The 14,010-nt window shown below is 66.6% G+C and carries 11 protein-coding genes; 7 read left to right on the top strand and 4 right to left on the bottom strand.

Translation table 11 applies throughout. The annotated features are described in order from the left end of the window. Positions 1 to 86: 86 nt before the first annotated feature. The 4 genes from AZOLI_RS21775 to AZOLI_RS21760 form a co-directional block, all read right to left on the bottom strand. The gene (locus tag AZOLI_RS21775) at positions 87 to 986 is read right to left on the bottom strand and encodes a LysR family transcriptional regulator (protein ID WP_014249338.1); all 900 of its coding nucleotides are present in this window, start codon (positions 984 to 986) and stop codon (positions 87 to 89) included. Positions 987 to 1,141: 155 nt separating this feature from the next. After that, positions 1,142 to 1,384 (bottom strand): hydrogenase maturation nickel metallochaperone HypA/HybF, encoded by a 243-nt coding sequence (locus AZOLI_RS21770; RefSeq protein ID WP_044552756.1) that lies wholly within the window; start codon positions 1,382 to 1,384, stop codon positions 1,142 to 1,144. A 223-nt stretch (positions 1,385 to 1,607) separates the two neighbouring features. Then, positions 1,608 to 3,779, bottom strand: coding sequence for a formate dehydrogenase subunit alpha (fdhF, locus tag AZOLI_RS21765; protein ID WP_044552950.1), 2,172 nt, complete (start codon positions 3,777 to 3,779; stop codon positions 1,608 to 1,610). A gap of 58 nt (positions 3,780 to 3,837) precedes the next feature. After that, positions 3,838 to 4,380, bottom strand: coding sequence for a 4Fe-4S dicluster domain-containing protein (locus AZOLI_RS21760; protein ID WP_014249336.1), 543 nt, complete (start codon positions 4,378 to 4,380; stop codon positions 3,838 to 3,840). Positions 4,381 to 4,925: 545 nt separating this feature from the next. Here AZOLI_RS21760 and AZOLI_RS21755 point away from each other — a divergent pair. From AZOLI_RS21755 to AZOLI_RS21725, 7 genes are read left to right on the top strand one after another with little or no spacing between them, the layout of a single operon-like run. Next, positions 4,926 to 5,519 (top strand): 4Fe-4S dicluster domain-containing protein, encoded by a 594-nt coding sequence (locus AZOLI_RS21755; RefSeq protein ID WP_014249334.1) that lies wholly within the window; start codon positions 4,926 to 4,928, stop codon positions 5,517 to 5,519. Beyond that, positions 5,516 to 7,543, top strand: coding sequence for a hydrogenase 4 subunit B (gene hyfB, locus AZOLI_RS21750; protein ID WP_014249333.1), 2,028 nt, complete (start codon positions 5,516 to 5,518; stop codon positions 7,541 to 7,543). The genes AZOLI_RS21755 and hyfB overlap by 4 nt, the downstream gene beginning before the upstream one ends. Before the next feature lie 12 nt (positions 7,544 to 7,555). Further along, positions 7,556 to 8,494, top strand: a complete 939-nt coding sequence (locus AZOLI_RS21745) for a respiratory chain complex I subunit 1 family protein (RefSeq protein ID WP_014249332.1) — start codon at positions 7,556 to 7,558, stop codon at positions 8,492 to 8,494. A gap of 19 nt (positions 8,495 to 8,513) precedes the next feature. After that, positions 8,514 to 9,977, top strand: a complete 1,464-nt coding sequence (locus AZOLI_RS21740) for a hydrogenase 4 subunit D (protein WP_014249331.1) — start codon at positions 8,514 to 8,516, stop codon at positions 9,975 to 9,977. A gap of 14 nt (positions 9,978 to 9,991) precedes the next feature. Then, complete coding sequence (hyfE, locus tag AZOLI_RS21735; protein ID WP_042694840.1) at positions 9,992 to 10,645, top strand: hydrogenase 4 membrane subunit; 654 nt, start codon at positions 9,992 to 9,994, stop codon at positions 10,643 to 10,645. Further along, complete coding sequence (locus AZOLI_RS21730; RefSeq protein ID WP_014249329.1) at positions 10,642 to 12,291, top strand: hydrogenase 4 subunit F; 1,650 nt, start codon at positions 10,642 to 10,644, stop codon at positions 12,289 to 12,291. The genes hyfE and AZOLI_RS21730 overlap by 4 nt, the downstream gene beginning before the upstream one ends. After that, entirely contained in the window at positions 12,288 to 14,003 is a 1,716-nt protein-coding gene (locus tag AZOLI_RS21725; protein WP_014249328.1) for a hydrogenase large subunit, read from the top strand. Before AZOLI_RS21730 ends, AZOLI_RS21725 begins: the two co-directional genes overlap by 4 nt. Positions 14,004 to 14,010: the final 7 nt, after the last annotated feature.

The raw sequence follows: 14,010 nt of genomic DNA, 5'->3' as shown, positions 1-14,010 counted from the left end.
GTCCCGATTCCTTACCATGCTGCATCGCAGCACAGGGCGCGACAAATCGTCAAGTGGTATGACCAGTTGGCAAAGCTGCCCTGTGATCAGGCCGCCATCGCCAGTTCCGGGGCGAGCCGGCGCGCGTCGGCGATCAGCGCCGCGGTCAGCGGCGGCTGCGGATCGCGGCGGGCGACCACGAGGCCGATCAGGGTGGACAGCTCCGGCGCCACGATGGGAATGGCACGGATGGTCGGGGGCAGCAGCAGCGAATCCGCCATGATCCGCGGCATGATCGTCGACCACATGCCGGTGCAGAGATGGTTGGTCAGCACGACGATGGAGTTGGATTCCAGCATCGGTTCGGCATGCACGCCCGCCTCGGCAAAGGCGCGGTCGATGATGCGGCGGTTCTGCATGTTGGCGTTCAGCAGGCAGAGCGGCACGGTCGCCGCCTCCTCCCAGGTGATGCTGTCGCGCGTGCCGAACGGGCCATCCACCGAGGTGATCAGGTGGTAGCGCTCGTGATAGAGCGGCACCTCGTCCACATTGCCGAGCGGTTCGTTGTCGAGATAGGTGATGCCGGCCTCCGCCTCCAGATTCTCCAGCCGCGACAGGATCTCGGTGGAGCTGTGGGAGGCGATGGTGATCTTGATGCCGGGATGCATCGACCAGACTGTGGCCGTCAGCCGCTGGACCATGGGCAGCGCCGTCGGCACCACCACCAGCCGCAGCGTGCCGGTCAGCCCCTGCTTCATGGTCTCGATGTCGGCGCGCATCGCCTTATAGTCGCCAACGATGCGCCGTGCCCATTCCAGCACCCTCTCCCCCTCCGGGGTGAAGCCGATGAAGCGGGCGCCACGGTCGACCAGGGGAACGCCCATGGTCGATTCCAGCTGCTTGATCGCGGCGGAGAGGTTGGGTTGCGACACCCCGCAAACCTGCGCCGCCCGGCCGAAATGCTTTTCGGTGGCCAGCGCGATCAGAAATTCCAGCTTTTCCTGCATGCCGGGGCTCCTTCAACCACGTCAGGCGCAGCGTGGATCGGGAACTTTTCAATCACGACCCGAGCAATATCATTGATGCGAGTCACCTGCTCACGTCTCCGCGCGGGCTGCCGCAGCGGCAATGCGACGCATCATAGGCGCACGAAGAGTCACGCTCACGACACCTCCATCTCGACCAATCGGAACCCCTCCCCCGGCGGCCGCTCGATCCGCAACTCCGCCCCCTCCAGGAAGGTGTCGCGGCTGAGCAGGTCGAAGGCATGGCGCAGGGCGTCGGGCTGCACCCGGCTGGATTGGCCGACCGACAGGCTGACGCGGACCACCCGGTCGAACGGATTGGCCTCCCGCGCCTTCATCGCCTGCTCCAGCAGGGATTGGCAAAGGGCGATCTCATGCATGGGATTGGGTCCTCGGGCACCGGGAAGGATCCCCTCTCCCCCCCGGGGAGAGGGTTAGGGTGAGGGGGGAGCGCGGCGAGGATTCTTGGGATGGCCACGCACTGCGCCCCCCTCACCCCGACCCTCTCCCCGCTTTCGGCGGACCTCTGGTCCGCCTGTCGCGACAGCGCAAACTTCGTGTGCGCGAGAGCGGGGGGAGAGGGAGTAAGGCGCGCCCCCAACATCACGCGTAGGCCGGAGCCTTCTTCGCCGCACGGGTCACCGCGTTGCTGAGGCCGCCCTTCAGCTTCGCGTATTCCTGCTGGACGTAATTCTCGGCCCAGACCTGATCGGCGATCGGCTCGACCCGGACGGCGGCATATTTGTATTCCGGCGTCTTGGCGATGGGATCGACCGCGTGGATGGTCAGCTCGTTGCAGGCGCCGATCCACCACTGGTAGGTCATGTAGACGGCCCCCTTGTTGGTGCGGTCGGTGACGCTGGCGCGGGTGATGACCTTGCCGCGGCGCGACGACACCCAGACCAGCTCCTGGTCACGGATGCCCAGGGCCTTGGCGTCCTTGGGATTGATGGTGACATAGCCGGGCTCGTCGGCCAGCGTCTGCAGGGCGGCGCAGTTGCCGGTCATCGAACGGCAGGAGTAATGGCCGACCTCGCGCACCGTGCAGAGGATCAGCGGGAACTCCTCGGTCAGCTGGTCCTGCGGCGGACGCCATTCGGTGGCGAACAGCAGCCCCTTGCCGCCCGGCCGCTGGAAGACGTTGCCCTCATAGAGATACTTGGAGCCCGGCGAATCGAGGTCGCGGCAGGGCCAAGGCACCGCGCCCAGCCCTTCCATCTTCTCGTAGGTGGCGCCGTAGAAGATCGGGCAGAGCTCGCGCAGCTCGTCCCAGATCTGCCTGGTGTTGTCGTAATGCATGGGATAGCCCATCGCCGTGGCGAGCAGGCTGATGATCTCCCAGTCATGCTTGACGTCGCCCTTGGCATCCACCGCCTTGGTGAAGCGCTGGAAGCTGCGGTCGGCGGCGCTGAACACGCCCTCATGCTCGCCCCAGGAGGTCGCCGGCAGGATCAAATCGGCGAACATCGCCGTCTTCGTCATGAAGATGTCCTGGACGATGACGAACTCCATCGCCTCGAAGCCCTTGCGCACCTGGGTCAGGTCCGGCTCTGTCTGGGCCGGATCCTCGCCCATGACGTACATCGCCTTGAGCTTGCCGGTCTCCGCCAGATGCGGCACATCGGTCAGGCGGCAGCCGATCTCGGCGGGAAGCGAGTCGACCCCCCAGGCCTTGGCGAACTTCGCGCGGATTTCCGGGTCGGTGACCTTCTGGTAGCCGGGGAATTCGGTCGGCAGCACGCCCATGTCGCAGCTGCCCTGCACGTTGTTCTGGCCGCGCACCGGGCCGACGCCGACATTCGGGCGGCCGAGATTGCCGGTCAGCAGCGCCAGCCCCGACAGCCCCTTCACCACATCGACGCCCTGCCCCCACTGGGTGACGCCCATGCCCCACAGGATGGTGGCGGACGGCGCGGCAGCGTAGATGCGCATCGCCTCACGGATGTCGGCGGCCGGCAGGCCGGTGATCGCCTCGACGTATTCGGGCGTGTATTTCTCGACGATCTTCTTGTACTCGTCGAAGCCCTCGGTGTGGTTGGCGACATACTCCTTGTTGTAGAGCCCTTCATTGATCAGGACATTGGCGAAGGCATTGACCAGCGCCATGTTGGAGCCATTGTTCAGCGGCAGCCACAGGTCGGCCAGCCGTGCCGTCTCGATCTTGCGCGGATCGCAGACGATGATCTTGGCGCCGCGCTCCTTGGCCCGGATGATGCGCTTGGCGATCACCGGATGGCTGTCGGCGACGTTGTAGCCGAAGACCAGGACGCATTTGGTGTGCTCGATCTCGGGGATCGAGTTGCTCATCGCGCCGTTGCCCAGCGTCACCTGCAATCCGGCGACCGACGGGCCGTGGCAGACGCGCGCGCAGTTGTCGACATTGTTGGTGCCGAGAACCGCGCGGGTAAATTTCTGCATCACATAGTTGGTCTCGTTGCCGGTGCCGCGCGACGAGCCGGTGGTCATGATCGAATCGGGGCCGTATTTGGCCTTTATCTCGCCCAGCTTGGTCGCGGCGTACCGGATCGCCTCGTCCCAGGACACCGCCTCGAAGGCGGCATCGCGCGAGCGGCGCAGCATCGGGTTGCGCAGGCGCGGCGTCAGGATCTTGGTGTCGTTGATGAAGTCGTAGCCGAAATAGCCCTTGAGGCAGAGCTCTCCTTCATTGGTGACGCCGTTGAGGGGTTCGGCACCGACGACCTTCCCGCCCTCGACCAGCAGATTCAGTTTGCAGCCCGTACCACAGTAGGGGCAGACCGCCATATGCTTTTCCATCTCGACCTCGATGTTCGCTCGATTGCGCCGGCTGTGCTTCAGCCGCAGCGATGGGGGGTCAGGCCGCGACTTCGGCGGCTTCCAGGGCGGCACGCTCGCGCCGGCGGCGCAGGGTCTCGTCCATCGCGTCCCGGTCCATTAGGGTCAGGGCGCTGGTGGGGCAGACCGAAACACAGGCCGGGCCGGCATCGCGGCCGACGCACAGGTCGCATTTGTGCGCCTGTGCCTTGACGCCCAGGCTGAGCGTCATGCCGGCGAATTGCCGGACCGCCGGGATCGTCACCACGTCCATGGCGCCGAAGGGGCAGGCCAGCACGCAGTTCTTGCAGCCCAGGCAGCGCTCCTGCTCCACCTGCACGCTGTGCTGGCGATAGACGATGGCGTTGTTCGGGCAGGCGTTGACGCAGGGCGCGTCCTCGCAATGGTGGCACATCACCGCGGTGCTGACGTTGGCCGTCTTCACCATGCGGATGCGCGGCTTGAAGGTCTCCGGCGCCAGTCCTTCGACGCCGGCACCATCGGAATGGGCAAGCGCGCAGGCGACCTCGCATGTCCGGCAACCGATGCACTTGCTTGGGTTTGCAGTGACGAATCTGTTCATTCCCGTCGTCCTTGTTTGCAGCCGGAGGGGGCCGTCGGACGGTCCCGCCCCGGCATCGCTTCACTGTTCCCTGGCGTTACGCGCCGGTTCGCCGCGATGGGCACCGGTGGCTTCACGTCCGATCGAAATCGCTTATCGCCCGATCTTTAAAAGTAATCGACGTCGATAAGCCGATCCTATCGAGTATCTCTTCTTCCTTATCGGAGTTTCCAGGAAGCCAATCGGCAATCAAATTGAATAATGACTTCCTGTCTTTGTGTCGCGCACCTTATACCCACTTTTTTTATGTGTCTAGTTGACATCGCGTCATTCAGGGGAATAGCGTAGCGAAGTCGATGGCGGCCCCATCCGAGACGGCCATTTGACAAAGATTCGCAACAGCTGGCTCTCCTTCTGCCGCACCGCCTGCAACAACAGGCGGCAACGGGGGCGTGCTCGAGCCAATACTGTCTTCTTATTGGCCGATCAGGATTTTTTATCGGGAGTCTTCCCAATCCCGATCAGGCCGAGTCGACGCACCCGCCCGGGAAGCCGGAGGTCTGGACATGAATCGCTTCGTTATCGCGGAACCGAGAAAATGCATCGGGTGCAACACCTGCATGGCGGCCTGCACCGAGGCACACAGAAAACAGGGGCTGCAGGCGCATCCCCGGCTGACAGTCATGCGGATCGGCGACGACACCGGACCCGTCCTCTGCCACCAGTGCGAGGACGCGCCCTGTGCCCGCGTCTGTCCGGTGAACGCCATCACCCATGCAGCCGACAGCATTCTGCTGGATGAGCAGGCCTGCATCGGCTGCAAGATGTGCGCGCTGGCCTGCCCCTTCGGCGCCATCACCCCCAGCGGCACCGGCATCGCCGGGGTCGCCGGCATCGCCACCGCCACGCCCATCCATTCGGCGGCGCTCGATCCGCTGCTGGCCTGGGACATCGGCGTGCGCAGCGTGGCGGTGAAATGCGACCTCTGCGCCTTTTCCGACGACGGGCCGGCCTGCGTGCGCGTGTGCCCGACCGCCGCCCTTTATGCGGCGGACGCCGATGCCATCCGTCAGGCTGCCGCCGTGAAGCGCCGGCTGGCCGCGACGGCACCGGTCAGTCCTGAAACGCCGCTCGCCTCGCTGGAGGGGCTGGACCCATGATTCCACTCTCCCTGCTCATCATGTCGCTGCTGCTGTCCTGCGGCGGCGCCATTCTCTGCCTCCTCCTGAAGCATCGGGAGGGGGACATCCGTCTTGGCGGCAGCGGCGTCGGCATTGCCGCGGCGCTCGCCGGGCTGGCTTCGGGGTTGGCGGCCATCGGCGCGAGCCAGCCGGCCATTCTCGATGCCGCCGGCCCCTACCCCTTCGCCCATTTCGTCCTGCGTCTCGACCCGCTGGCGGGGCTGATGATCGCGGTCATCTCGCTCTTGTCGCTGGTCGCCTGGATCTACGGCTTCGCCTATGTGCGCGAATATGCCGGGCGTGGCATCGGGGCGATGGGCTTCTTCATGAACGCCTTCATCGCGTCGATGATGCTGGTGGTGACGGCCGACAACGCCTTCTGGTTCCTCATCTTCTTCGAGATGATGTCGCTGGCCTCCTATTTCCTGGTCATCTTCGACCAGGACGACGAGGCGGTGGGGGCAGGCTTCCTCTATTTCCTGGTCGCCCATGGCGGCTCGGTGCTGATCATGGCCGCCTTCTTCCTGATGGCGAACCGGGCTGGCAGCTTCGATTTCGCCGCCTTCCGCGCCCATCCGCTGCCGGCCCCGCTGGACAGCGTCGCCTTCCTGCTGGCCTTCATCGGCTTCGGCGCCAAGGCCGGCATGATCCCGCTGCACATCTGGCTGCCGCGCGCCCATCCGGCGGCGCCGTCGCATGCCTCGGCGCTGATGTCCGGCGTGATGATCAAGATCGGCGTGTTCGGCATCGTCAAGGTCGGCATCGACCTGCTGGGCGCCAGCGCCGGGCCGGCGATGCTGGGCTGGGGCCTGCTGGTGCTGGCCTTCGGTGCCGTGTCCTCGGTGCTGGGCGTCGTCTATGCCCTGGCAGAGCACGACATCAAGAAGCTGCTCGCCTACCACTCGGTCGAGAATATCGGGATCATCCTGCTGGGCGTCGGCACCGGCATGATCGGCATGGCGCTGCACCAGCCGGTGCTGGCGGTGCTGGGCCTGATGGCCGGCCTCTATCACCTGCTGAACCATGCGGTGTTCAAGGGTCTGCTGTTCCTCGGCGCCGGCTCCGCCATCTTCCGCATGCACACCAAGGACATGGAGAAGATGGGCGGGCTGGCCCGGACCATGCCCTGGACCGCCCTGTCCTTCCTGGTCGGCGCTCTGGCCATCTCGGCGATCCCGCCGCTGAACGGCTTCGTGTCGGAATGGTACACTTACCAGGCGCTGTTCGCCGCGGCGCTGGACGGCACCCCGCTGGTGAAGTTCGCCGCCCCCATCGCCGCCGTCATGCTGGCGCTGACCGGCGCGCTGGCAGTGATGTGCTTCGTCAAGGCCTACGGCATCATGTTCGCCGGGGCGCCGCGCAGCCATCATGCCGAGGAGGCGCGCGAGGCGCCGGCCGCGATGGTCGCCGGCATGGCGGTGCTGGCCGTCGCCTGCGTCGCGCTCGGCCTGCTGGCTCCGCTGGTGGCGCCGGTGATGGGCCGCATCGCGGCGGCGACCATCGGCACCGCTCCGGTGACGCTGGCGGTCGGCGCCACCCTGCTGCCGGGCGATGCCCAGCAGGCGACGCTGTCCACCCCGCTGATCGCCATCCTGCTGATCGCCATGGCCTTCCTGCCCATCGCGCTGAAGGCGGCCTTCGCGGCCAAGCGCGGCGGCGACCGCAAGGTGGCGGCGCCCTGGGCGGCCGGTTACCTACCGGACCATCACATGCCCGCCAGCGCCGGCAGCTTCGCCCAGCCGATCCGCATGTTCTTCGCCCCGCTCTACACCATGCGCCGCTCGATCTCCGGACGCTGGACCGGCATCGCCCACGGCTTCGAGCGGGTGGTCACGCTGGCGCGGCGCACCGAACCGCTGGCCGACCGCAGCGTCATCGCCCCGATTGCCGGTGCGGTCGATGCCGGCGGCAAGTGGCTGCAGGGCATCCAGGCCGGCGATTTCCGGATCTACTGCCTCTACATCGTCGCGGCGCTGATCGCGCTGCTGGCGCTGGCCGTCTGACGGGAGGACGCCATGCTGACCTTCTCACACCTGATCCTGGGGCTGTTCCAGGCGCTCCTCCTGCTCGCTGCGGCACCGCTGGTCTCCGGCCTGTCGCGCATGATCCGGGCAAAGCTGCACACCCGCCACGGGCCGGGCCTGCTGCAGGACTATCGCGACTTCGCCAAGCTGCTGTCCCGCCAGGACCTGTCCCCGCCGAACAGCGGCTTCGCCTTCCGCGCCATGCCGGCGGTGATGCTGACAACGGTGCTGGTCATCGCCATGGGCATCCCGATGCTGACCCGCTTCACGCCGGTGGCGCCCATCGGCGACCTGATCACGGTCATCTATCTGTTCGCGCTGGCCCGCTTCTTCTTCTCGCTGTCCGGCATCGACAGCGGCAGCTCCTTCTCCGGCATCGGCGGCAGCCGCGAGCTGACCATGGGCGTGCTGGTGGAGCCGGTGATGCTGCTGTCGCTGTTCGTCGCGGCGCTGCTGGCCGGCTCGACCAACCTCGGCGCCATCGGCACAGCGATTGCCGACGGCCATGTCCGCTCGGCCACCGCGACGGTGATCGCCGCCCTGTCCTTCGCCTACGCCATCTACATCGAACTGGGCAAGCTGCCCTACGACATGGCGGAAGCCGAGCAGGAGCTGCAGGAAGGCCCGCTGACCGAATATTCCGGCCCGTCGCTGGCAATCATCAAATGGTCGATGGCGCTGAAGCAGACGGTCGTCGTCGCCTGGTTCATCGGCGTCTTCCTGCCCTTCGGCAGCGCGCCGGAGATGACGGTCTTCGGGCTGCTGTTCGGGCTGATCGCCTTCGCCATCAAGCTGATCCTGATCTTCGCCGCCGTCGGCGTGGTCGAGAACAGCGTCGCGCGCGTCCGCTTCCGCCTGACCCCCCAGCACAGCTGGGTCGGGGTCGGCGCCGCCTCGCTCGCCTTCGTCTTTTATCTGGTCGGCCTGTGAGCCGGCGAGGGGCAGCATCATGATAACACTCCCCACGGAACCGCTCGGGCTGTTGGCGCTGGCCGCCATCCTCGTCCCCTTCGGCGGAGCGGCGCTGATCGCGGCATCGGAACGGGCATCGGCCAAATGGCTGTGCCAGGGCTTCGCCGCCGCCACCGTCGCGGTGATCGCCATCCTCGCCCTGTCGCTGCTCGGCGACGGCAAGGTCGGCGGCACCTTCGAGCTGATCTCCTTCGGATCGGTCTCGATCCTCGGGCTGGTGGTGGACAGCGTCAGCGTGCTGATCGCGCTGGCAGTGATCGCCGTCGGCCTGCTGGTGGCGGTCTATTCCGCCGCCTACCTGAACGCCGGCAACCGCGAGCATCCCGACATCGGCCGGCGGCGCTTCTACGCCTTCCTGCTGGTGTTCATCGGCGCGATGACCGGGCTGGTCTTCAGCTCCACCGTGGTCGGCCAGCTCGCCTTCTTCGAGCTGACGGGCGCCTGCTCCTGGGCATTGATCGGCTACTACGAATCGCCCAAGGCGCTGCGCTCGGCGGCCAAGGCGCTGCTGGTCACCCATGTCGCCTCGCTCGGACTCTATGTCGCGGCGGCGCTGCTGTTCCTGTCGACCGGCACCTTCGCGCTGACCGCCATCGCCGATCTGGCGCCGGGGATGAAGGCGGTCGTGCTGCTGGCGATCCTGGTCGCCGCCTGGGGCAAGTCGGCCCAGCTGCCCTTCCACATGTGGCTGCCCGACGCCATGGAGGCGCCGACCCCGGTCAGCGCCTACCTGCATGCGGCTTCGATGGTGAAGGTCGGCGTCTACATCTTCGCCCGCGGGCTGATGTCGGCCGGCGGCGCGCCGGAGATCGTCGGCTGGGTCGGCTCGATCATGGCTGTTCTGACGCTGGTCTACGGCTTCTTCATGTATCTGCCGCAGGTCGATCTCAAGCGCCTGCTCGCCTATTCGACCATCACCCAGCTGGCCTACATCCTGCTGGCGCTGTCGCTGTCGGTCTTCGGCTCCGACCTCGCCTTCAAGGGCGCCATCGCCCACATCTTCAACCACGCCTTCGCCAAGACGCTGTTCTTCCTGGTCGCCGGTGCGCTCAGCTACACCGCCGGCACCCGGCTGCTGCCGTCGCTGCGCGGCATCGTCACCAAATCGCCGCTGCTGGGCGTCGCCTTCGTCTGCGCCGCCCTGGCGATCACCGGCGTGCCGCCCTTCAACGGCTTCTTCAGCAAGTTCGCCATCTTCGCCGGCGGGTTCGAGGTCGGGGCCCATCACTGGGCGCTGATGCTGCTGGTCGTCATCGCGCTGGCGGAATCGGTCGGCTCCTTCGCCTGGTTCCTGAAATGGCTGGGCCATTCGGTGCCCGGCAAGCCGTCCACCACCATGGCCGCGGCGGCGCCGCTGCCGGCCGGCATGAAGTTCGTGCTGGTGGCCCTGATGGCGATGACGGTGGTCTCAAGCTCCATCGCCGCCTCGTGGCTCGGTTGAGGGAGGGAACGGTCATGAACGGATTTCTCATCGTCAACGGCCTGTCGGGCCTGCTGATCGTCAGCTCCCTTCTGGTCACGCTCGCCGGCAATCCGGCCAACTCCGCCCGCTTCTATGCGCTGCAGAGCTTCATCCTGGTGATGCTGTTCGTGGCACTGGCGGGGGCCACCGGGTCGGGCGAGCTGTATCTCTGGTCCTTCACCGCGCTGCTGACCAAGGTGATCCTGGTCCCGGCCATCATGTACCGCGCCTTCCGCCGGCTGAGCGATCCCGCCATCGGCACCGGTGCGGTGATGCCGACGGCGCTGTCCATCGTCGGTGCGGCGGTCGCCCTCATCCTCTGCTTCGTCGTGGCGTCCAAGGTGACGCTGCCGGCGGCCGACGCCATCAAGCCGGCGCTGGCGGTGTCGCTCGCCCTGTTCTTCATCGGCCTCGCCTGCATCGTGGCGCAGCGGAACATCCTGAAGCAGGTGTTCGGCTATTGCCTGATGGAGAACGGGTCGCACCTGACCCTGGCCCTGCTGGCCCCCAACGCGCCGGAACTGGTGGAGATCGGCATCGCCACCGACGCCATCTTCGCGGTGGTGGTGATGGCGGCGCTGGGATCGCGGATCTTCGACACGCTGCACACGCTCGACGCGCGCCAGCTCACGAGCCTGAAGGGATGACCGCCATGGTACCCTCGATCCTTCCCCCACTTCTGCTGATCGGTCCGCTGGCGGTGGCGCTGTTCCTGCTGACCCTGCCCTGGTTCCGGGAGTCGCTGCCCGAAGCCTTCGCGACCGACACGGGCAGCGTGACGCTGCTGGAGCGCATCCATCTGGGCTCCATCGGCTATGTCTTCCTGCTGAGCATCGCGGCGCTGATCCAGGTGCTGTCGAACGGCGCCATCTCCGCCTTCGGCGACTGGCTGTTCGTCGACGCGCTCGGCGCTGTCTTCATGATGCTGATCGGCGTGGTCGGCCTGATGACCGGCCTCTATTCCATCGCCTATATCCGCCACGACCTGGAGTCCGGCGCCATCGACGCCGGCAAGGTCCGGATCTACTACGGCTTCTTCAGCCTGTTCCTGTTCACCATGCTGCTGGCGGTCACCGCCAACAACATCATCATGATGTGGGCGGCCATCGAGGCGACGACGCTGGGATCCGCCTTCCTGGTCGGGCTGTACGGGCAGAAATCCTCGCTGGAGGCCGCCTGGAAATACGTCATCATCTGCACGGTCGGCGTCGCCTTCGGCCTCTACGGCACGGTGCTGGTCTTCTCCAACGCCGCCGACGTGCTGGCCGACCCGCATCAGGCGGTGCTGTGGACGGCCCTGGTCGGCCATGCCGCCGAGTTGGACCCGATGCTGGTCAAGCTGGCCTTCGTCTTCGCCCTGATCGGCTTCGGCACCAAGGCCGGCATCTTCCCGATGCATGCCTGGCTGCCCGACGCCCATTCCGAGGCGCCGAGCCCGGTGTCGGGCCTGCTGTCGGGCGTGCTGCTGAAATGCGCGCTGCTGATCGTCATCCGCTTCTACGTCATCACCGTCGGCACGGTCGGCACCGGCTTCCCGCAGATGCTGCTGCTGACGCTGGGCCTGCTGTCGGTCGGCGTTTCGTCGCTGCTGTTCTTCGTGCAGCAGGATCTGAAGCGCAAGCTGGCCTATTCCAGCATCGAGAATGTCGGGCTGATCATCGTGGCGCTCGGCGTCGGCGGGCCGCTCGGCATCGCCGCGGCGCTGCTGCATGCCATCAACCACAGCGTCACCAAGGCCCTGTTCTTCTGCAGCGCCGGCAATGTCCTGATGAAGTACGGCACCCGCGACCTGCGGGCGGTGAAGGGCGTGCTGCGGGTGGCGCCCGCCACCGGCCTCTTGATGATGGGCTGCGCCCTGGCGCTGGCCGGCTTCCCGCCCTTCAACATCTTCGTCAGCGAATTCATGGTCTTCATGGCCGGGCTGAACGAAGGCTATGGCTGGATCATGGCGCTGTGCGCGCTGTTCCTGTGCATCACCATCGCCGGTCTGGTGAAGATCGTCGCCGACAGCGTGCTGGGCAAGAGCCCGGAGACGATGCCGAAGGGTGACGTCGGCTGGAAGGCGCTGGCCCCGCTCGGTGTGCTGGCGGTGCTGGTGCTGACGCTGGGCTTCGCCGTGCCGCAGCCGCTGTCCACTCTGGTGCAGCAGGCGACCGCGGTGGTGATGAACGGCGACAGCCGCCCGGTGGTGGCCGCGCCCTGGCAATCAAACGACGGGCAAACATACGACACGGCCCGCGCCGGCGGACAGCTGGTGACCGGCAGCCTCTCGCAGACGGAGATTTCAAAATGAACCTCATCACTCCGGACCGGGTCGGGAGCGGCTACATCGCCTCCCTGCGCGAGAGCCTGCCCCATGCGATCCTCGACGAGTCCTGGCAGACCGAGTCCCAGGTCACCATCACGGTCAAGCCCGTCTCGCTGCCCGACGTCGTCGCCAGCCTCTATTACGACCAGAATGGCTGGCTGTCGGTGGTCGTCGGCAACGACGAACGGCCGCTGAACGGCGGCTACGCCGTCTACTATGTCCTGTCGATGGAGGGCGGCGACAAGTGCCATGTGGTGGTGCGCTGCGAGGTGCCGGCCGACACGCTGGAATACCCGTCCGTCACCCCGCGGGTGCCCGCCTGCGTCTGGGGCGAGCGCGAGGTGCGCGACATGTTCGGCCTGCGCCCGGTCGGGCTGCCGGACGAACGCCGCCTCGTCCTGCCCGACGATTGGCCGGACGAGCTGTATCCGCTGCGCAAGGATTCGATGGACTACCGGCTGCGCCCGGCGCCGACCAGCGACGACGAAACCTACCAGTTCATCAACGAGGCCAAGCAGGAGACGCGCGTCGTCCCGCTGGGGCCGCTGCACATCACCTCCGACGAGCCCGGCCATTTCCGCCTGTTCGTCGATGGCGAGGACATCATCGACGCCGATTACCGCATGTTCTACGTCCACCGCGGCATGGAGAAGGTGGCCGAGACGCGGATGGGCTACAATGACGTCACCTTCCTGGCCGACCGCGTCTGCGGCATCTGCGGCTACGCCCACAGCGTCGCCTATGCCAGCTCTGTGGAAAACGCGCTGGGCATCAAGGTGCCGCCGCGGGCCCAGGCCATCCGCTCCATCCTGCTGGAGACGGAGCGGATGCACAGCCATCTGCTGAATCTCGGCCTCGTCTGCCATTTCATCGGCTTCGACACCGGCTTCATGCAGTTCTTCCGCGTGCGCGAGAAGGCGATGACGCTGGCCGAACTGCTGACCGGCGCGCGCAAGACCTATGCGCTGAACCTGATCGGCGGCGTGCGCCGCGACATCCTGGGCGACCAGCAGGCGAAGACCCGCGAACTGGTCGCCGAGCTGCGCGACGACGTGACCCGGCTGGTCGATGTGCTGCTGTCCACCGCCAATGTCAGCGGCCGCGTCAAGGGCGTCGGCCGGCTCGATCCGCAGATCGCCCGCGACTACAGCCCGGTCGGGCCGGTGGTGCGCGGCAGCGGCCACCGCCGCGACACCCGCGCCGACCATGCCTTCGCCGGCTACAAGCTGCTCGACATGCCGGTCCATGTCGAACAGGGCTGCGACGTGCTGTCCCGCACGCTGGTGCGGGTGGCGGAATTCTTCGACAGCCTGTGGATCATCGAGAAGCTGCTGGACAACGCCCCGGCCGGCCCGGTGTTGACCGAGGATTTCACCTATGTCCCGCACAAGTTCGCGCTGGGCTTCACCGAGGCGCCGCGCGGCGAGGACATCCACTGGTCGATGACCGGCGACAACCAGAAGCTCTACCGCTGGCGCTGCCGCGCCTCGACCTACAACAACTGGCCGGTGCTGCGCTACATGCTGCGCGGCAATACGGTGTCGGACGCCCCGCTGATCGTGGGCAGCATCGACCCCTGCTATTCCTGCACCGACCGCGTGACCGTCGTCGACGTTCGCAAGAAGCGCTCCAAGACCATCGCCTACAAGGAGATGGAGCGCTACTGCCGCGAACGCACGGATTCACCGCTGAAGTGACGGGGGC

This window comes from Azospirillum lipoferum 4B (genome assembly GCF_000283655.1).
In the GTDB taxonomy this organism is placed as follows: Bacteria; Pseudomonadota; Alphaproteobacteria; order Azospirillales; family Azospirillaceae; genus Azospirillum; species Azospirillum lipoferum_C.
Note: the sequence above shows the minus strand (reverse complement) of the source record. Positions and strands in the feature narration are given on the sequence as shown.